Origin of the sequence: Paraburkholderia sp. (assembly GCF_050742655.1) — a bacterium.
GTDB lineage: Bacteria > Pseudomonadota > Gammaproteobacteria > Burkholderiales > Burkholderiaceae > Paraburkholderia.
In genome coordinates, this window is the sequence record NZ_JBOIGG010000006.1 from 60,062 (window position 1) to 79,280 (window position 19,219).

Sequence of the window (19,219 nt, forward strand, 5' to 3'; positions counted from 1 at the left end):
CATTCTGCACCTCCCTCGTATTTTGCTGCAGCGAGCCGGGCATGCGGACAGCTTTGCGTAAGGCACGACAAGGCGGATCGACAGGCACGCGGGTATAGCACCCCCGCCGTTTAGGGACGCTGCCGCCCGCGACGTGTATCATTCGTCCCGGCGCTGTTCTGTGCTGGCGTTTCCAGCATTCCCCGCCGCTCGTGTTATTCCCGCCGCGACCGCTGCAACCATTTCGCACGGGGTCGCGCACGATGCGGCCCGGACCCTTCCGCAGCCATCGCCGCCGCGTTCGCCGCTGTGCGTGCGTCCGGCCAGATCCGATTCGCCAGCCGATCCCTAGTTAAGTCCGTTCCATGCCAGTCTCTGAACTCAACCGTCGCCGCACGTTCGCGGTTATTTCCCACCCGGATGCGGGTAAAACCACGCTCACCGAAAAGCTGCTGCTGTTCTCGGGCGCGATCCAGATCGCGGGTACCGTGAAGGGCAGGAAGAGCAGCCGCTACGCGACGTCGGACTGGATGGAAATCGAAAAGCAGCGTGGCATTTCGGTGGCGAGCTCGGTGATGCAGTTCGAGTACGGCGACGCCGTGATCAATCTGCTCGACACCCCGGGCCACGAGGACTTCTCCGAAGACACGTACCGCGTACTGACCGCCGTCGATGCGGCGGTGATGGTGATCGACGGCGCGAACGGCGTTGAGGCGCAGACGCTGAAGCTGCTCGAGGTCTGCCGCAGCCGCAAGACGCCGATCGTCACGTTCATCAACAAGCTCGACCGCGAAGTGCGCGAGCCGCTCGATCTGCTCGACGAAATCGAACAGCATCTGGGCGTGGCCGCCGTGCCGTTCACGTGGCCGATCGGGATGGGCAAGCAGTTCCAGGGCGTCTATGACATCCAGCGCGACCAGGTGCGCGTGTTCCGCGCCGGGCAGGACACGGCGGGCGGCGCGGTCGAAACGCTGCAGGCCTTGAGCGACGAAGCGGGTGAAGCGCGCTTTGGCCAGCCGTGGACAAAAGCCAAGGAAGAGATCGAGCTGATCACTGGGGCGACGCCGACGTTCGACCGCGACGCGTTTCTCGCGGGCCAGCAGTCGCCGGTGCTGTTCGGCTCGGCGATCAACAACTTCGGCGTGAAGGAAATTCTCGACGCGCTCGTCGACCTCGCGCCGCCGCCGTCTGCGCGGATGACCGTGCAGCGTGCGGTCGAACCGGACGAGCCGAAGTTCACCGGCGTCGTGTTCAAGGTGCAGGCCAACATGGATCTCGCGCACCGCGACCGGGTCGCGTTCATCCGCGTGTGCTCGGGACACTTCGAGCGCGGCATGGCGTTGAAGGTCACGCGCTCGGGCAAGACGTTCCGCGCGAACAACGTCGTGAGCTTCCTGTCGCAACGTCGCGAGACGGTGGCCGAGGCGTACCCCGGCGACATCATCGGTATCCCGAATCACGGCACGCTGAGTCTCGGCGATACGCTGACCGAAGGCGAAGATCTGCAGTTCGTCGGACTGCCGTTCTTTGCGCCGGAAATTTTCCAGACCATCGAAGTCGTCGATCCGATGCGCGCGAAACAGCTCGGCGAAGCGCTCAAGCAGCTCGGCGAAGAAGGCGCGATCCAGGTGTTCCGACCGGTAGTGGGCGGCGCGATGATTCTCGGCGCGGTCGGTCAGCTGCAGTTCGAAGTCGTGTCGCACCGGCTGTCGAACGAGTACAAGGTCGACGTGCGGATCATGCCCGCGCGTTACCGGATGTCACGCTGGGTCACCTGCGACGATGCCGGCGAACTGCGGCGCTTCACCGATTCCTACGCGGCGCGGATCGCGCTCGATGCATCGAATGCACCGACGTACCTCGCGTCGCATGTGTCGGAAATCGAGGTCGCGCAGAAGGCGTGGCCGAAGATCGTGTTCAACGAACTGCGCGAGCATTCGGGGGCGCCGTTCAAGAAGGCGCTGTAAGGTTTGTCGTTCGCAGAATAACGGCTGTGCCGGCAAGACAGGGGTGTGCCCTTGTCTTACCGGCCCGCATGCCGTCACCCCACCCAGTCCCTCCGGGCGTCGTTTGACGTCATCCCTCTCGCATTGGGCATCGCTCGCCGAGCAGAGCTCGCGCGCATATTGCCACTTGTACGTTCCATCCTGCGGCATTCCTGTTGCGAAATGCACCCGCGCCATAAAGTTCTGCCCGCTTCTGCCGTAGACATTAAACGGGCGCGGAAAAAAGAACGATTCCACCAGCAAAGTTGTCCTTCGCATGCCCGAACGTTGCATAAAACCGTGGGGAGTGCGCGCACCGGCGTCGCGCTTGCCCACTGGAGGGACACAAAAAATGCTGAGCAAGTTATCCATTCGCACGAGCCTGAGCCTGATCGTCGCCTTCTTCGGCGTCGTGCTGGTGGTTGGTGCCGCCGTCGGGCTGCTGTCGATTCGCGCAGACAATGCATCGCTGCAGCAGATGTACACGGTCAATACGCCGGCCGTTGCCGATCTCGAAGGGAGTGCGGGCCAGTTGCTGCGTCTGCGGCTCGCGCTTGCGACCTATGCGTCGCTCGCCGACCTGAACGACACGGACGGCGCGAAAGCGGTACTCGGCCGTTTCGACCAGTATCTGAAGATATCGACCGATCGTCTGAACCACTACCTGTCGATCGCCGGTGGGGACGACGAGGACCGCCGTCTCATCCAGGAGATGCAGGACAGGCGCAATACGTTTCTGCATCAGGGCGTCGACCTCGCGCTTGCCGCGCTGAAGTCAGGCGACAGGAACGGCTTCGAGGAACTGCAGGCGCACAAATTACCGTCGCTCTACAACGGCTATGAGAAGGCGATGCTCGCGCTGGAGAAGCGGCAGATCGATCACGGCGCGCAGCAGTACCAGGCTGCGCAGGACCGGTTCGCCGCGGTCAGTATCGCGGTCGTCGTGGGCATGGCGCTCGCGCTGCTGGGTGGATGGCTCGCGCGCGCCGGGTTGATGCGCGCGATCGTTCATCCGGTCGATGCGGCCATCATGCAGTTCCAGCGTATCGCGGGGGGCGACCTGACCGAACGCGTCGTCGTCAAAAGCAACAACGAAATGGGCAAGCTCTCGGCGGCGCTGCAGAAGATGCAGACCGCGCTGATCACGACTGTTAGCGCGGTTCGCGACGGCACCGAGTCGATTGATACCGGCGTGAGCGAGATTGCGTCGGGCAACGCAGACCTGTCGCAACGCACCGAGGAGCAGGCCGCGTCGCTCGAAGAAACCGCGGCCAGCATCGAGCAGCTGACTTCAACGGTCAAGCAGACCGCGGAAAATGCGCTGCAGGCCAGCTCGCTCGCGCACGACGCATCGGGTCTTGCGGCGCGGGGTGGCGAGTTGACACGCGAAGTGGTCGGGACGATGCAGCACATCGTCGACGATTCGAAGCAGATTGCCGACATCGTCGGCGTGATCGAGGGCATCGCGTTCCAGACCAACATCCTCGCGCTGAATGCGGCAGTCGAAGCCGCGCGCGCAGGCGAACAGGGTCGAGGCTTTGCGGTGGTCGCGAGCGAAGTGCGCACGCTCGCTCAGCGCAGCGCGACGGCAGCGAAGGAGATCAAGGAGCTCATCGACACGTCGACGACGCGTGTCGAGACCGGCGCAAACCTGGTCGAGCGTTCAGGCTCGACGATGCAGGAGATCGTCGGCGCGATCACGCGGGTGAGTTCGATTATGGGCGAGATTGCGTCGGCCGCGGCGGAACAGAGCAGCGGTATCGACCAGGTCAATCTCGCAGTCGCGCAAATGGATCAGGTGACGCAGCAAAATGCCGCGCTCGTCGAGCAAGCGACTGCTGCGGCCGCATCGCTTGAGGACCAGGCGCACACGCTGCGTGCTGCGATTGCGGTGTTCAGGACTTGACGTGGTTCGCGCCGCCTGACTGGAAGGGCTACGCCTCGGGTTGGTGGCAAACCACTTCGATGTTGTGCCCGTCCGGATCAATGACGAAGGCTGCATAGTAGTTCGCGTGGTAGCGCGGGCGCAGACCAGGCGCACCATTGTCTTTGCCGCCCGCCTCCATAGCCGCGCGATAGAAAGCGTCGACTTGCTGGCGATTCTCGGCCACGAACGCCAGGTGAAGATGCGCCGGCTTCTCCTCGGTCGGGAACAGGCACAATGAAGTCTTGCCGTCTGAGCTGAGCTCGATTCCGAGCGGCCCCTCCAGGACAACAGCTATGCCGAGCGGTTCGAGTGCCTTGAGGAAGAACGCTTTGCTCGCTGCATAGTCGCTGACTCCGAATACGACGTGGTCAAACATGGGTTTTCCTTGAGTGCGGTGCTTGTCGCTGGCCGGCGGTGCCGGCTGACGGAAAGACTGCGGTGAAAAAGATCAACCGTCAAGCCTATGGGAATCCCGATGCGGCGCAGTGTCGCCGTGCTGGATGACGCGTACGTGTTGGTATCACCGCGTACCCCGGAACGTCCCCAACTTCGCCTATCCTGTTGACGTGCGCGCTTGCCAACCATCCCGGCGCGTGCCTACCCCGATACCGAGGCCCCCCGTGACCATCCGCAATCTCGACGCCCTGTTCCGCCCGCAGTCCGTCGCCGTGATCGGTGCTTCGCAACGGCCCGGCAGCGTTGGCGCGATGGTCTGGGCCCGTCTGCTGCAAGGCGGTTTTCCCGGGCCCCTGTGGCCGGTCAATCCGAAGCTCGACATGCTCGACGGCCGTCCGGTCGCAGCCGATGCCAGCGATCTGCCCGAAGCCCCGTCCGTCGCGCTGCTCTGCACGCCGCCCGCGACGTGGCCCGGCATCGTGCACGGGCTGGGCCGGCTTGGCACGCGCGCGGCGATCATCGTCGGCGAGGCGCGTAGCGACTCGGATCGTCAGGCCGTGCAGGACGCGCTCGCGGCCGCGCGGCCGCATCTGCTGCGGATCGTCGGGCCGGGTAGTCTCGGTGTGATCACGCCCGCGCTGCGCGCGCATCTCGGCGCGCCGTCGTGCACGGTCGCGGCGGGCGGTGTCGCGTGGGTGTCGCAGTCGAATGCGCTGACGAATGCTGTGCTCGGCTGGGCGCATGCGCGCGGGCTCGGTTTCTCGCATGCGGTTGCGCTCGGCGGCGAGGCGGACGTCGACGCAGGCGATGTGCTCGACTATCTCGCGAGCGATCCCGGCACCCGCGCGATCCTGCTCGAACTCGACGCGGTGCGCGCGGCCCGCAAGTTCATGTCGGCGGCGCGCGCGGCCGCACGCAACAAGCCGGTGCTCGCGCTGCGTTCAGGGCGCTCCGATCCCGATGACGCGTTGTACACCGCCGCGTTTCGCCGGGCCGGCATGGTGCGCGTCGACGCGCTCGACGATCTGCTCGACGAAATCGAAACGCTCGGCGTAGGCCGCGTCGCGGCGAGCGACAGCGCGACGCTGATCGCGAGCGACCGCGGCGTCGCGACACTCGCGTGCGATGCGTTCGCCGCCGCAGGCGACACGCTCGCGCACTGGCCGCCGTCGACCGCCGATGCGCTCGCGCAAGCGTTGCCGCACGTGGCGCCCGGCAATCCACTGGTGCTCGGCGACGTCGCGCGGCCCGAGCACTTCGGCGCAGCACTGCGTGCGCTCGCCGATCATCGCGCGAGCGGCACCGCGTTCGTCGTGCACGCATCGACGCACAGCGCGCCAGCCGTGGACGTCGCGCGCGTGCTGATCGAGCATCAGCGCTACGCGTACCGCGGACTGCTCGCGTGTTTTTTTGGCGGCGTCGATGCGTCGACGCGCGATGCGCTGCACGCGCAGGGCATTCCGGTGCACACGACGCCGCAGCGTCTCGCGCGCGCGTTCGCACGGCTCGTCGATTACCGGCTCGGCCGCGAACTGCTGATGCAGACGCCCGAAAGCGCGCCAGCCGAGGCGCCCGCGTCGATCGATGCCGCGCAGGCCGAAGCGCGCGAGGCGCTCGCGCAGGGTGTGCACGAACTGCGCGGCGACGCGGCCGCCCGGCTCTTCGCGCACTTCGGACTGACGGTTGCCGATTCGGCTGAAACGAAGGACGAAACAAACAGCGCGACCGTCGTCGACGTCGCGATCGAACTGCGCGACGACGAGAACTTCGGCCCCGTGTTCCGCTTCACGACACCTTCGCCGGACGGGGTCGCAGCGCCGATGCAGGTCTACGGGCTGCCGCCGCTGAACCCGCTGCTCGCGCGCGACATCGCGACGAACTCGCCGTACGCGCGCGAGGTCGCGCCGGAGCCGACGCTCGCCGCGCTGACGGCGCTGTCGCAGACCGTGTGCGAGATTCGCGAGATCGTCGGCCTCACGCTGACGCTGCGTGTTTTGAAAGACCGCGTGCGGCTCGTCGAGCCGCTCGTGCGTCTTGCCGCGACGCGCAGCCGGCTCGCGATCATGCCGTACCCGCGCCGCTTCGAAGAGACACTCGACTGGCACGGCCAGCGCATGACCGTGCGGCCGATCCGGCCGGAAGACGAGGCGGCGCATCGCGAGTTCGTTGGATCGATGACGCGGGACGATCTGCGGTTGCGTTTCTTCGGCGCCGTCGGCGCGTTCGATCATTCGCAGCTCGCGCGGATGACGCAGATCGACTACGACCGCGAGATGGCGTTCATCGCGACCGTCGCCGGCGAGGACGGTGCGCTGCGCACGCTCGGCGTCGTGCGCGCGATCGCCGACCCGGACAACGACACCGCCGAGTTCGCGCTCGCGGTGCGTTCCGACCTGAAGGGCAAGGGGCTTGGGCGGCTGTTGATGGAGCGGATCATCGCGTACGCGCGCTCGCGCGGCACACGCTGGCTCGTCGGCGAGGTGCTGCGCGAGAACGCCGCGATGATCGCGCTCGCGAATCGTTGCGGCCTCAAGATGACGACGACCGAAGATCCGGGCGTCGTCGGCTTCAGGATGGCGCTCGATTCACCTGCTACCCCTGCCAGGCGCTGAAGTGCGTAGCCGCCAGGTCAGGCCGCGAGCTTCGTGGCGGCGTCGTCGACCTGGCCGCGCGATACCGCGAGTTCGTCGAGCCACGCATCCGCGTACACGGCGCCCGTTTCGCGCTCGAGCCGCGCGATCGTCGCGGCGCAGCGCGCCGCGTCCTTCGGCGTCGCGATGAAGCCCTTCACCGATTGTCCCGCCTTGAACGCATCGAAGAGTGGGTCGCGCACTTCGTCGGGCAGGTTGCGGGTCCATTGATACGGCTTGCCGTTGAACGTGATCGACGGCGGCAGCACGCGCTCTTTCTTCGTCGCGGGAATCAGGCCGTAGGTGCGCGCGGCATCGCCGATCTGTTCGGGCGAGAAAAGCTCGTCGGGCGTGATGTCGAATTGCGCGATGTGGGTTTCGATGGTCTGCATCGCGGTGGCGCGATCGTCGCGCTTCTGCTGCGCACGTGCGACGATGTCGCGCAGTTCGTCGGCTTCTTCGGCGCTGATCGTGAAGCTTGCCTGCTTCTGCTGAAGGTCGGAAAAACGCTGGAATTCGGTATCGGTCAGAAGTTTCGCCATGACGGTGTCGTGGTGTCGCGGTGTTGTGAAGGGAGCGGAAGGAAATGCGCACGGGCTGCGTGTGCGTGTTTCAGAGGGGCCGCTATTCTAACGCCATGTGCGCGCCGATTCCAGGGTTGTGTGCGATGCGGGTGTGTGGACGGGCTGCCCGGTTCGCACACACACGCGCCGCGCATCGACGACAATGTGAGGCCGTTCTCTTTCGAGTGCGTGCAGTGAGCACCCGTTGCGCGCACTTACATCGAGCCACTTATTGCCCTCCTTTCTCGCGGAATCTCCATGACTGCCTCGCACACTTCATCTTCTTCCACACGCGCGATCGTCACTGGACACACGCGCGGTCTCGGCGCAGCCCTCGCCGCGCAACTGCTCGAACGCGGCATCGCGGTGCTCGGCGTGGCCCGTCGCGGCAACGCGGCGCTGGCGGAACGCCACGCCAGTCTGTACGACGAGGTCGCGCTCGATCTTGCCGATCCCGTTGCGACCGCGCAGTGGCTCGCGGGCGATGCGTTGAAGCGTTTCGTCGGCGGCGCGCAGCAGGTCGTGCTGTTCAACAACGCGGGCGTCGTCGAACCCGTCGGACCGATCGAAAGCCAGGACGTCGCGGCGATCGCGCGCGCAGTGAGCCTGAACGTCGCCGCGCCGCTGATGCTCTCAAGCGCGTTCACCGCCGCGAGCGTCGATGCGACCGACCGGCGCATCGTGCACATCTCGAGCGGGGCTGCGCGTAACGCTTTTGCCGGCTGGAGCATTTACTGCGCGACGAAGGCCGCGCTCGATCATCACGCACGCGCCACGGCACTCGACGCGAATCGCGCGCTGCGCATCTGCAGCGTGGCGCCGGGCGTCGTCGATACCGACATGCAGGCGGTGATCCGCGGCACCGACACCGCGCATTTCCCGCTGCGCGAGCGCTTCGACGAAATGAAGCGCAGCGGCAAGCTCGCGACGCCGGACGACGCAGCGCGCCAGCTGATCGACTATGCATTGAGCGAGGCGTTCGGCAGCGTGCCAACCGCGGACGTGCGGGAATTGCCGCCGCATTGAGCGGCACGACAGAAACGATCGCTTTGCTTAAGGGTGCCGCTTACGCGTCGAGCGTTTTCGTCATGAACACGCGGCGCGTGCCGGGCGGTTCGCACGGGATCTCGCCGAACGTGAGCCAGCCATGCCGGGCATAGAACGCGGGCGCCTGGAAGCTGATCGTGTAGAGCACGCCGGTGCGGCAGCCGCGCCGACGGCCTTCCTGTTCGGCCTGCGCGAGCATCGCGCTGCCGAGTCCCGAGCCGCGCAGTTCCGGCGGCAGATAGAAGAGATCGATGAACAGCACGCCGAGCGACGTGCGTCCCGCGATGCCGCCGAGCACGCGGCCCGTGGCGGGGTCCGTCACGGGCACCGCGAGTGGCGTTTCGTCGTCGGTGCCGGTTGCGTCGATGTTGAAGCGGTCAAGCCCTGCGGAAAGCAGCGCGACGAATCCGTCGTCGCAGGTATCGGCGACGGTTACGACAGGGGCGGTCATTTCGGGCATTGGCGGTTGAGCGATCGAATGGGAGAGCGAAAAGGACGGCGCGCTACGCGCCCTGCTCGCGGAACATCGATAGCCCCTCGACCACGTCGCGCAGCAGCACGGTCGCGGCTTCGATTGTCGGCGCGACGTACTCGTCGATCCGTCGCAGATAGGGGCACGTGAGCACCGCGATCGCCTGGCCCGACGGTCCGAGAATCGGAAACGTCAGGTCGGTCACGCCGAAGGTCTGCTGACTGTCTTTGCGCAGGAAACCCGCCGCGCGGATTTCTGTGCACGCGGTGTCGAGCGCGTCGCGATCGACCGTCACTTCGCCCTTTACCTTCGTATGCTCGGCGAGCATGTGCTCGCGCTGCTCTTCGGTCTGGAACGCGAGCATCACGCGTCCCGAGCCCGTGTCGATCAACCCGACGCGCGAGCCGAGCCGCACCGACATCCCCCATGTGCCCGGTCCATCGACCTGCGCAATGACGAGCAGATTGCCGCGGTCGTAGAGGACCAGATGACACGACTGCTCGGCTGCGTCGGCAAAGCGTTGCATGGGCGGCAGCGCTTCGGAGATCAGCCGGTTGGTCGGCGGATGACGATGCGCGAGCGCGTACAGTTTGAGACTCAGCGAATAGCGGTCGCCACCCGCCGAACGCACGACGTACTGCCGCGCGACGAGCCGCTCGAGCATCCGGTAGATCTCGCTCGCATTGCGGTTCAGCAGCTTCGTGATTTCGGCGCGCGTCAGCCCATCCTTTTGCTGCGCGAGCAGTTCGAGAATATCGAGACCCTTATCGAGCGCGGGCGCGCGGTAACGGTCGGCGTCGTCTTTTTCTTCCGCTTCCATCGTGAGCCGGGGTTCCCTTGCAGTTTTCATGGACATGGCGCGAGAGTGTAGAGCGTCGCGCGCCGCAGAGGGTCGATACCCCTGTCGTCCGTCGGCCAGGGAAAACACGGACGGTTCTGCAGCGCACTTTGCTTGACATCAAAAAGTCCGCATATGAATAATACGTTCATTGGTGAATCGTCGCTCACCAATATATAAGAAAGCGCAGGACGATGTGCCGGGGGCGTCTTCGCGACCGGTTCAGGTAGTTCAAACAATGCAGATGAGATCGCGGTAAGAGCCGAAGCTTCAACCGCGATCGACATAGGAGACAAACATGACATTCCCCACAGGGCCGCGCGCGGTCCGCCGCTCGATACTCCGCACCGCCATCCCGGCCGTGCTTACCGCCGCATGCGTCGCGAGTCTCGCGATGGGTAGCGCGGCGCAAGCCGCCGACATCGGCAAGGTCGGCCTCGGCCTGCCGCTGCTTACCTCGCCGTTCTGGGAGTCGTACAACAACTATCTGCCGAAGTACGCGAAGCAGATGGGCATCGACATCCTCGCACCGGTCAACTCGAACAACGATCCCGCGCAGCAGATCACCGACATGAACAATATGGTGAATCTCGGTGCGAAGGGGATCGTCGTCGGACCGATCGATTCGGCCGCGATCAGCCGCGCGCTCGACAACGCCGCCGCGAAAGACGTGAAGGTCGTCGCTGTCGACGTTGCGCCGACCCAGGGCAAGGTCGCGATGGTCGTGCGCGCGGACAATCACGCGTACGGCGAGAAGGCGTGCAAGTACATCGGCGAGCACGTGAAGTCGGGCAAGGTCGTGCAGATCATGGGCGACCTCGCATCGGTGAACGGCCGCGACCGCTCGGAAGCGTTCCGCGGGTGCCTGAGGAAGTATCCTGGCCTGTCGCTGCTCGAAATCCCGGCCGCATGGAAAGGCGACGTCGCCGCGACCGCGCTCGACAGTCTGCTCACCGCGAACCCGGACGTGAAGGCGATCTACATGCAGGCGGGCGGCGTGTACCTGTCGCCGACGCTGCAGACGCTGCGTCGCAAGCAGATGCTGTTTCCGGTCGGCAATGCGAAGCACATCGTGATCGTCAGTAACGACGGCATCCCGCAGGAATACGAGGCGATCCGCCGCGGCGAAATCGACGCGACCATTTCGCAGCCTGCCGATCTGTACGCGAAGTACGGTCTCTATTACATCAAGGCCGCGCTCGAAGGGAAGACCTTCAAGCCGGGTCCGACCGATCACGACAGCACGATCGTCCAGTTGTCGCCGGGTGTGCTCGAAGACCAGTTGCCGGCGCCGCTCGTCACCAAGGCGAACGTCGACGACAAGAACCTGTGGGGCAATACGGTCAAATGAACGAGTCTGTCCGCGAACCGGTCGCGGTGGTCGAAGCGCTTGGCGTGACGAAGCGCTTCGGCTCGACGGCCGCGCTGAACGACGTGAGCATCCGCGTGATGCCTGGCGAGTCGCATGCGCTCGTCGGGCGCAACGGCGCGGGCAAGTCGACGCTCGTGTCGATTCTCACCGGCCTGCGCAAGCCCGACGACGGCGAGGTGCGCTTCGCCGGCGCCGCCGCGCCCGCGATCGCGGACCGCGACGCGTGGCGCGAGCGGGTCGCGTGCGTCTATCAGCATTCGACGATCATCCGCGACCTCACAGTCGCGGAGAATCTGTTCATCAACCGTCAACCGAGCCGGCACGGGATGATCGACTGGCACGCGATGCGTCGCGATGCGCGCACGCTGCTCGATCACTGGAAGATCGACGTGCGCGAGGACGCGCGCGCCGGCGACCTGACCGTCGAGGCACGTCAGCTGGTCGAGATTGCGCGGGCGCTGTCGTATGGCGCGCGCTTCATCATCCTCGACGAACCGACCGCGCAGCTCGACGGCGACGAGATCAAGCGACTGTTTCAACGCATCGTCGAACTGCAGCGCGAAGGTGTCACGTTCCTGTTCATCTCGCACCACCTTCAGGAGGTCTACGAGATCTGTCAGGCGGTGACCGTGCTGCGCGACGCGCGGCATATCGTCAGTGCGCCGGTGTCTGCGTTGCCGCGCGAACAGCTGATCGAGGCGATGACCGGCGAACGCGGCGGTCTCTCGGTGGCCGATGCGGCCGACCGCGATGCGCTGCCCGCGGATACACCGGTTGCGCTCGAACTGGCGTCGCTCGGTGGCAGCGATTACGAAGACGTGTCGTTCACGTTGAAGCGCGGCGAAGTGGTCGGGCTCACGGGGGCGACGAGCAGCGGCCGCACGAGTGTCGCCGAGGCGATCGCCGGCCTGCGCAAACCGCAGCGCGGCGCGATCCGCGTCGGCGGTGCGACGTTGCCCCCGGGCGACGTGCCCGCAGCGCTCGCGCACGGCATCGGCTGCGTACCGAAGGATCGCCATCACGAAGGGCTCGTGCTTACGCAGTCGGTCGCGGAAAACGCATCGATGACGATTGCGCGGATGCTCGGCCGCTTCGGCATCGCGCCGCCCGCGAAGAAGAACGCGTTCGGCCGGAAGATGATCGACGCGCTCGGCATCGTCGCGCCTGGGCCCGAGCACGTCGTGTCGGGACTGTCGGGCGGCAATCAGCAAAAGGTCGTGATGGCCCGCGCGCTTGCGACCGATCCCGATGTACTCGTGCTGATCGACCCGACCGCGGGCGTCGACGTGAAGTCGAAAGAGGCGTTGCTTGCCGTCGTGCATCGCGTGCGCGAGGAAGGCAAGGCGGTGCTCGTCGTGTCCGGCGAGCTCGACGACCTGCGCACCTGCGACCGCGTGCTCGTGATGTTCCGTGGCCGCGTCTCGGCCGAATTCCCTGCAGGCTGGCAAGACCACGACCTGATTGCATCCGTTGAAGGAGTCAGTCTCCATGAAGAATAGTGCGCCCAGTCCCGCGTTCGCGGCCGGGCAAGGACAAGTCGGGCAGGCTGCGCGTGGTGCGCGTCGGCACATCGAATTCGCGCGGCTGCGCGACCTCGCGCTGGTGCCCGCGCTGATCCTGCTGCTCGTGATCGGCGCGTTCGTGAATCCGAATTTCCTGACCCGTGCGAACCTGATCAGCGTGCTCGGCGCGTCGGCGGCGCTCGCGCTCGTCGTGCTCGCCGAATCGCTGATCGTGCTGACCGGCAAGTTCGACCTGTCGCTCGAATCGACGGTCGGTATCGCGCCCGCGGTCGGCGCAATGCTCGTGATGCCCGTCGCGTCCGCCGGCTTCGGCACGCAGTGGCCTGCGGCTGTCGGCTTGCTCGCTATCGTCGCGGTCGGTGCGCTGATTGGGTTTATCAACGGCTTTCTGGTCGTGCGGCTGCGGCTCAACGCGTTCATCGTGACGCTTGCAATGCTGATCGTGCTGCGCGGGATGCTGGTCGGCGCGACGAAGGGCGGCACGCTGTTCGACATGCCGCCGTCGTTCTTCGAACTCGCGACCACCATCGTGCTCGGCCTGCCGCTGTCGGTATGGCTCGCGGCCGCCGCGTTCGCGATTGCCGCGTTCATGCTGCGTTATCACCGGCTTGGCCGAGCGCTGTACGCGATCGGCGGCAATCCGGAAGCGGCGCGTGCGGCGGGGATCCGCGTCGAGCGGATCACGTGGGGCGTGTTCGTGCTCGGCAGCATGCTTGCGTCGCTCGGCGGCCTCGTCGTGACCGGCTACGTCGGCGCGATCAACGCGAACCAGGGCAACGGGATGATCTTCACGGTGTTCGCGGCCGCGGTGATCGGCGGGATTTCGCTCGACGGCGGCAAAGGCACGATGCTCGGCGCGCTGACCGGCGTGCTGCTGCTCGGTGTCGTACAGAATCTGCTGACGCTTGCGCAGGTGCCGTCGTTCTGGATCCAGGCGATCTACGGCGCGATCATTCTCGGCTCGCTGATGGTGGCGCGGCTCGCGAGCGGTGAAGGCCAGAACTGAAGACAGAATTGAACCCGGAGGACCCTTTGAGTAGTCAATCGAATACCGACCCGCGCCTGATCCTGCTGACCCCGCTGGACAACTGCCTGATCGCAGGGGCACGGCTCGAAGCGGGCAGCGTGCTCGACATCGAAGGCGAGCGCGTGACGCTCGCGAAGACCATCGAGCTCGGCCACAAGGTCGCGCGTGGCGCGCTCGAGAAAGACGACAAGGTGCTGCGCTACGGTGCGGTGATCGGCCACGTAACGGGCCCGGTCGCACGCGGCGAGCATCTGCACACGCACAATCTCGAGAGCGACTACCTGCCCACTTATACGCACGACGCGGGCCACGAATTCGTGCATCACTGAACGTGCATCACTGAAGCGGCTACGCGCCGTGCTGGAACGATCATGACCGACTCAACCGTAGCATCATCTTCCGCCGCCGAACCCGTGCTGCAGGGCTGGCTGCGCAGCGATGGCCGCAAGGGCATCCGCAACGTCGTCGCGGTGGCTTACCTCGTCGAGTGCGCGCATCACGTCGCGCGCGAAATCGTCGCGCAGTTCCGCGAACCGCTCGATGCGTTCGACGATCCCGCGGCCGAGCGCGAGCCGGCCGTGCATCTGATCGGCTTTCCCGGCTGCTATCCGAACAGCTACGCGGAAAAGATGATGCAGCAGCTCGCGACACATCCGAACGTCGGCGCGGTGCTGTTCGTGTCGCTCGGCTGCGAGAGCATGAACAAGCATTTCCTCGTCGATGCCGTGCGCGCGAGCGGCCGGCCCGTCGAGGTGCTGACGATCCAGGAGAAGGGCGGCACGCGCAGCACGATCCAGTACGGCCTCGACTGGGTGCGCGACGCGCGGCGGCAACTCGCGGCGCAGCCGAGAGTACCGATGGCGCTCGGCGAACTGGTGATCGGTACGATCTGCGGTGGCTCGGACGGCACCAGCGGAATCACGGCAAATCCGGCGGTCGGCCGTGCGTTCGATCATCTGATCGATGCGGGCGCGACCTGCATCTTCGAGGAAACCGGCGAACTCGTTGGCTGCGAATTCCATATGAAGACGCGTGCGGCGCGGCCCGAACTCGGCGACGAGATCGTCGCGTGCGTCGAGAAGGCGGCGCGCTACTACTCGATCCTCGGCCACGGCAGCTTCGCGGTCGGCAACGCGGACGGCGGGCTCACGACGCAGGAAGAGAAATCGCTCGGTGCGTATGCGAAGAGCGGCGCATCGCCGATCGTCGGCATCGTGAAGCCCGGCGACGTCCCGCCGACCGGTGGCCTCTATCTGCTCGACGTCGTGCCCGATGGCGAACCGCGTTTCGGCTTTCCGAACATCAGCGACAACGCGGAGATCGGCGAGCTGATCGCGTGCGGCGCACACGTGATCCTGTTCACGACCGGGCGCGGCTCGGTGGTCGGCTCGGCGATCTCGCCGGTGATCAAGGTGTGCGCGAATCCGGCCACCTATCGCAATCTCGCCGGCGACATGGACGTGGACGCGGGGCGGATTCTCGAAGGCCGTGGCACGCTCGACGAAGTGGGTCGCGAAGTGTTCGACCAGACCGTCGCGGTCGCGCAGGGTGCGGCGTCGAAATCGGAGTCGCTCGGCCACCAGGAGTTTATCCTCACGTACAAGACGTTCGAGCCGGTCGGGCCTGCGTGTCTGCCGTCGAGCGCGGCGTCGCTCGGCGGGCGGCGTGTCGTCGAGATCGCACCGCATTGATTGCAGCGTACGCCGCACTGATGGAGACACGGGCATGACAGAAGGAGTTCGACCGGCGGGCTCGCCGCGCGTCGCGCAACGACGCGCGATCGGTACACGCGGGTTGCAGGTGACGGGGCTCGGGCTCGGCACGGCGCCGCTCGGCGGGCTGTATCGCGACTTGTCCGACGACGAGGCACAGGCGGCCGTCGACGCCGCATGGGATGCCGGCGTCCGCTATTTCGACACGGCGCCGCACTACGGCCACACGAAAGCCGAGCACCGTCTCGGCCACGCGCTGCGTCGCTATCCGCGCAGCGAATATGTATTGTCGACGAAGGCCGGACGCCGCTTCGTGCCGCGCACGACGCCGTACGACGGCAGCGAAGGCTGGCAGAATCCGCTGCCGTTCGAGGCGCACTACGACTACACGCACGACGGCATCCTGCGTTCGTTCGAGGACAGCCAGCAGCGGCTCGGCATGGTCGATATCGACATCCTGCTGATTCACGACATTGGTCGCGTGACGCACGGCGACCGCAATCCGCACTTCTGGAACCAGCTGACCGCGGGCGGCGGCTTTCGCGCGCTCGACATGCTGCGCTCGGCGGGCGCGGTGAAGGCGGTCGGGCTCGGCGTCAATGAAGGCGCCGTGATTCTCGATGCGCTGGCCGAATTCGACATCGACTGCGCGTTGCTCGCGGGTCGCTACACGCTGCTCGAACAGGCGACGCTCGACGATCTGCTGCCCGCGTGCAGCGCGCGCAACGTCAGCATCCTGCTCGGCGGCGCGTTCAATTCGGGCATCCTCGCGCGCGGCGTGCAGGGCGATCTGAAGTTTAACTATGGCGCGGCGCCGCCCGAGATCGTCGAGCGCGTCGCACGGCTCGAAGCGGTGTGCAGCGCGCACGACGTGCCGCTTGCTGCCGCCGCGCTGCAGTTTCCGTATGCGCATCCGGCGGTCGCGACCGTGCTGACCGGCGCACGCAATGCCGCCGAGCTGGATGAGAACGTCGCGTCGTTCGAACGCGCGATTCCCGCCGCGCTGTGGCGCGCACTGCGTGACGAAGGGCTGATCGATCCGCGCGCGCCGCTGCCGGAGGTCTGATCGTGGCGATGCAAATCGATGCGCACCAGCACTTCTGGGACCCCGCACGCGGCGATTACGGCTGGCTCACGCCGTCGCTTCCGTCGCTCTACCGCACGTTCGGTCCCGTCGATCTCGCGCCGTTGCGCGAACGCTCGGGCGTCGCGCGCTCGGTCGTCGTGCAGGCCGCGCCGACCGTCGACGAAACCCGCTATCTGCTCGAACTCGCACGCGACAATGCGACGGTGGCGGGGGTGGTCGGCTGGGTGCCGATGCTGCTGCCCGACACACCCGCGCTGATCGACGAACTGGCCGCGCATCCGAAGTTCAAGGGCGTCCGGCCGATGCTGCAGGACATCCCCGACGACGACTGGATCGCGAATCCCGAACTCGCGCCCGCCATCGATGCACTGCTCGCACACGACCTCGCTTTCGATGCGCTGATCTTCGCGCGCCACGTCGCGCCGTTCGAAACGTTCGCCACGCGTTTTCCGGCGTTGCGGATCGTCGTCGATCATGGCGCGAAGCCGCCGATACGCGACGGCAAGGCCGGCTGGCAGCCGTGGGCCGACGGCATCGCGCGGCTCGCGCGGTTGCCGAACCTGCACTGCAAGCTGTCGGGGCTCGTGACCGAAGCGTCGGCGGACTGGACCGTCGAAACGCTGCAGCCGTATGTCGACCATCTGCTCGCGTGCTTCGGCGCGGAGCGGCTGATGTGGGGTAGCGACTGGCCGGTACTGAACCTGAACGGTGACTACGCGCAGTGGCACGCCGCGACCGAACGACTGCTGCGTGCGCTACCCGCTGCGCAGCGCGACGCGATTTTCGGCACGAACGCCGCGGCGTTCTATCGTCTGTAATTTCACGTGTGCGCGTTTTGCGGCACGCGCCGCGCACTTGTGGGAAGCTTGCGCGATTCCGTCCGCATCACGCGACCGCGGACAGCAACGCCTTCCTTTCAGACCGGTGACGACGCGCGTATGACGCGCGCGCTGCAATACCGGGTATGACGCACATACCATTTCAACTGGAGCCGTAGATGATACAAAGACTGGCCGGGAAGACGGCCCTCATCACCGCCGCGGGGCAGGGCATCGGTCTTGCGACGGCGGAACTGTTCGCGCGGGAAGGCGCGCGCGTGATCGCCACCGACATCCGCATCGATGCGCTCGCCGGCAAGCCGGTCGAAGCGCGCAAACTCGACGTGCGCGACGGCGCGGCGATTACCGCGCTGGCCGCGGAGCTGGGCCCGATCGATGTGCTGTTCAACTGCGCGGGCTATGTGCACGCGGGCTCGATTCTCGAAGCGAGCGAAGAAGACTGGGACTTCGCGTTCGACCTGAACGCGAAGGCGATGTACCGCACCATCCGAGCGTTCCTGCCGGGCATGCTGGAGAAGGGTGGCGGCTCGATCATCAACATGTCGTCGGCGGCATCGAGCGTGAAGGGCGTGCCGAACCGCTTCGTGTACGGCGCGTCGAAGGCCGCGGTGATCGGACTGACGAAGGCCGTTGCGGCGGACTTCGTCGCGCGTGGTGTACGCTGTAACGCGATTTGCCCGGGCACCGTGTCGTCGCCGTCGCTCGAACAGCGGATCGTCGCGCAGGCCGCCGCGCAGAACGCGTCGGTCGACGCCGTGCAGGCCGCGTTCGTCGCACGCCAGCCGATGGGCCGCGTCGGCAAGCCGGAAGAGATCGCGGCGCTCGCGCTATATCTAGCGTCCGACGAATCGGCGTTCACGACGGGCCACGCGCACGTGATCGACGGCGGCTGGTCGAACTAGCCCGCAACGGATTGTTTTCTTGTTCGAAGGTCATTGGATAAAGAGGAAGTGCCACGATGAAGCTGCTTCGTTATGGACCGAAAGGTCAGGAAAAGCCGGGCCTGCTCGATGCGCAGGGCAGAATCCGCGATCTGTCGAAGGTGGTGGGCGATATCGAAGGCGACGTGCTGACCGATGCCGGTCTCGCGAAGCTGCGCGCGCTCGACCCGGCATCGCTGCCGGTGGTGGAAGGTAATCCGCGTCTTGGGCCGTGCGTCGCAAAGATCGGCAAGTTCGTCTGCATCGGTCTGAACTATGCGGACCACGCGGCCGAGTCGAACCTGCCGGTGCCGCCCGAACCCGTCGTGTTCAACAAGTGGACGAGCGCGATCACCGGTCCGAACGACGGCGTCGAAATTCCGCGCGGCTCGAAGAAGACCGACTGGGAAGTCGAACTGGGCGTGGTGATCGGCAAGCCGGCGAAGTACGTCGACGAAGCGGATGCGCTCGACTACGTCGCGGGCTACTGCGTGATCAACGACGTGTCCGAACGCGAATGGCAGATCGAGCGCGCGGGCCAGTGGGACAAAGGCAAGGGCTTCGACACGTTCGGCCCGATCGGCCCGTGGGTCGTCACGCGCGACGAGGTAGCCGATCCGCAGAACCTGAGCCTGTGGCTCGAAGTGGACGGCCATCGTTACCAGAACGGCAGCACGAAGACGATGGTGTTCGGTGTCGCGAAGCTCGTGTCGTACCTGTCGCAGTGCATGAGCCTGCAACCCGGCGACGTGATCTCGACCGGCACGCCGCCCGGCGTCGGCATGGGCGTGAAGCCCGAGGCCGTTTATCTGAAGCCGGGTCAGACGATTCGTCTTGGGATTGAAGGGCTGGGGGAACAGCAACAGAGGACGTACGCGGCGGAATAATCCGCGCGTTGCATT

17 protein-coding genes are annotated in these 19,219 nt (G+C 66.0%); 13 read left to right on the forward strand and 4 right to left on the reverse strand.

Translation table 11 applies throughout. The annotated features are described in order from the left end of the window. Nucleotides 1–344 precede the first annotated feature (344 nt). Both ACREXZ_RS10635 and ACREXZ_RS10640 read left to right on the forward strand, forming a co-directional pair. Complete coding sequence (locus ACREXZ_RS10635) at nt 345–1,946, forward strand: peptide chain release factor 3 (protein WP_431764025.1); 1,602 nt, start codon at nt 345–347, stop codon at nt 1,944–1,946. Between the two features lie 370 nt (nt 1,947–2,316). Beyond that, entirely contained in the window at nt 2,317–3,870 is a 1,554-nt protein-coding gene (locus tag ACREXZ_RS10640; RefSeq protein ID WP_431764026.1) for a methyl-accepting chemotaxis protein, read from the forward strand. Between the two features lie 28 nt (nt 3,871–3,898). Here ACREXZ_RS10640 and ACREXZ_RS10645 read toward each other — a convergent pair whose 3' ends face one another. Next, nucleotides 3,899–4,267 carry a VOC family protein gene (locus ACREXZ_RS10645; RefSeq protein ID WP_431764027.1) on the reverse strand — a complete coding sequence of 123 codons (369 nt, stop codon included), beginning with the start codon at nt 4,265–4,267 and terminating at the stop codon, nt 3,899–3,901. Nucleotides 4,268–4,511: 244 nt separating this feature from the next. Between ACREXZ_RS10645 and ACREXZ_RS10650 the strand changes: the two genes are divergently transcribed. Then, nucleotides 4,512–6,899 (forward strand): GNAT family N-acetyltransferase, encoded by a 2,388-nt coding sequence (locus ACREXZ_RS10650; protein ID WP_431764028.1) that lies wholly within the window; start codon nt 4,512–4,514, stop codon nt 6,897–6,899. Between the two features lie 17 nt (nt 6,900–6,916). On the opposite strand, the gene ACREXZ_RS10655 is transcribed toward ACREXZ_RS10650, so the two are convergent. Further along, nucleotides 6,917–7,459, reverse strand: a complete 543-nt coding sequence (locus ACREXZ_RS10655) for a hypothetical protein (RefSeq protein ID WP_431764029.1) — start codon at nt 7,457–7,459, stop codon at nt 6,917–6,919. 279 nt (nt 7,460–7,738) lie between these two features. On the opposite strand from ACREXZ_RS10655, the gene ACREXZ_RS10660 reads away from it, so the two are divergent. Beyond that, a complete protein-coding gene (locus ACREXZ_RS10660) occupies nt 7,739–8,506 on the forward strand; it encodes an SDR family oxidoreductase (protein ID WP_431764030.1) in 768 nt (255 codons plus the stop codon). Between the two features lie 40 nt (nt 8,507–8,546). Here the strand turns inward: ACREXZ_RS10660 and ACREXZ_RS10665 are convergent, their stop codons facing one another. Together ACREXZ_RS10665 and ACREXZ_RS10670 are read right to left on the reverse strand one after the other, a co-directional pair. Further along, nucleotides 8,547–8,978 (reverse strand): GNAT family N-acetyltransferase, encoded by a 432-nt coding sequence (locus tag ACREXZ_RS10665; protein ID WP_431764031.1) that lies wholly within the window; start codon nt 8,976–8,978, stop codon nt 8,547–8,549. Nucleotides 8,979–9,030: 52 nt separating this feature from the next. Further along, nucleotides 9,031–9,819, reverse strand: a complete 789-nt coding sequence (locus ACREXZ_RS10670; protein WP_431764235.1) for an IclR family transcriptional regulator — start codon at nt 9,817–9,819, stop codon at nt 9,031–9,033. Nucleotides 9,820–10,231: 412 nt separating this feature from the next. On the opposite strand from ACREXZ_RS10670, the gene ACREXZ_RS10675 reads away from it, so the two are divergent. The 9 genes from ACREXZ_RS10675 (at nt 10,232) to ACREXZ_RS10715 (ending at nt 19,204) form a co-directional block, all read left to right on the forward strand. Next, nucleotides 10,232–11,188, forward strand: coding sequence for a sugar ABC transporter substrate-binding protein (locus ACREXZ_RS10675; protein WP_431764236.1), 957 nt, complete (start codon nt 10,232–10,234; stop codon nt 11,186–11,188). After that, nucleotides 11,185–12,708, forward strand: coding sequence for a sugar ABC transporter ATP-binding protein (locus tag ACREXZ_RS10680; protein WP_431764032.1), 1,524 nt, complete (start codon nt 11,185–11,187; stop codon nt 12,706–12,708). Before ACREXZ_RS10675 ends, ACREXZ_RS10680 begins: the two co-directional genes overlap by 4 nt. After that, the gene (locus ACREXZ_RS10685) at nt 12,698–13,738 is read left to right on the forward strand and encodes an ABC transporter permease (RefSeq protein WP_431764033.1); all 1,041 of its coding nucleotides are present in this window, start codon (nt 12,698–12,700) and stop codon (nt 13,736–13,738) included. The genes ACREXZ_RS10680 and ACREXZ_RS10685 overlap by 11 nt, the downstream gene beginning before the upstream one ends. A gap of 26 nt (nt 13,739–13,764) precedes the next feature. After that, complete coding sequence (locus ACREXZ_RS10690; protein WP_431764034.1) at nt 13,765–14,088, forward strand: UxaA family hydrolase; 324 nt, start codon at nt 13,765–13,767, stop codon at nt 14,086–14,088. A gap of 42 nt (nt 14,089–14,130) precedes the next feature. Continuing rightward, complete coding sequence (locus ACREXZ_RS10695) at nt 14,131–15,450, forward strand: UxaA family hydrolase (protein WP_431764035.1); 1,320 nt, start codon at nt 14,131–14,133, stop codon at nt 15,448–15,450. Between the two features lie 34 nt (nt 15,451–15,484). Next, the gene (locus ACREXZ_RS10700) at nt 15,485–16,537 is read left to right on the forward strand and encodes an aldo/keto reductase (protein ID WP_431764036.1); all 1,053 of its coding nucleotides are present in this window, start codon (nt 15,485–15,487) and stop codon (nt 16,535–16,537) included. Nucleotides 16,538–16,545: 8 nt separating this feature from the next. Beyond that, complete coding sequence (locus ACREXZ_RS10705) at nt 16,546–17,376, forward strand: amidohydrolase family protein (protein WP_431764237.1); 831 nt, start codon at nt 16,546–16,548, stop codon at nt 17,374–17,376. Nucleotides 17,377–17,555: 179 nt separating this feature from the next. Beyond that, entirely contained in the window at nt 17,556–18,299 is a 744-nt protein-coding gene (locus ACREXZ_RS10710) for an SDR family oxidoreductase (RefSeq protein WP_431764037.1), read from the forward strand. 56 nt (nt 18,300–18,355) lie between these two features. Continuing rightward, nucleotides 18,356–19,204: an ureidoglycolate lyase gene (locus ACREXZ_RS10715; protein WP_431764038.1), complete on the forward strand. Its 849-nt coding sequence runs from the start codon at nt 18,356–18,358 to the stop codon at nt 19,202–19,204. Nucleotides 19,205–19,219 lie beyond the last annotated feature (15 nt).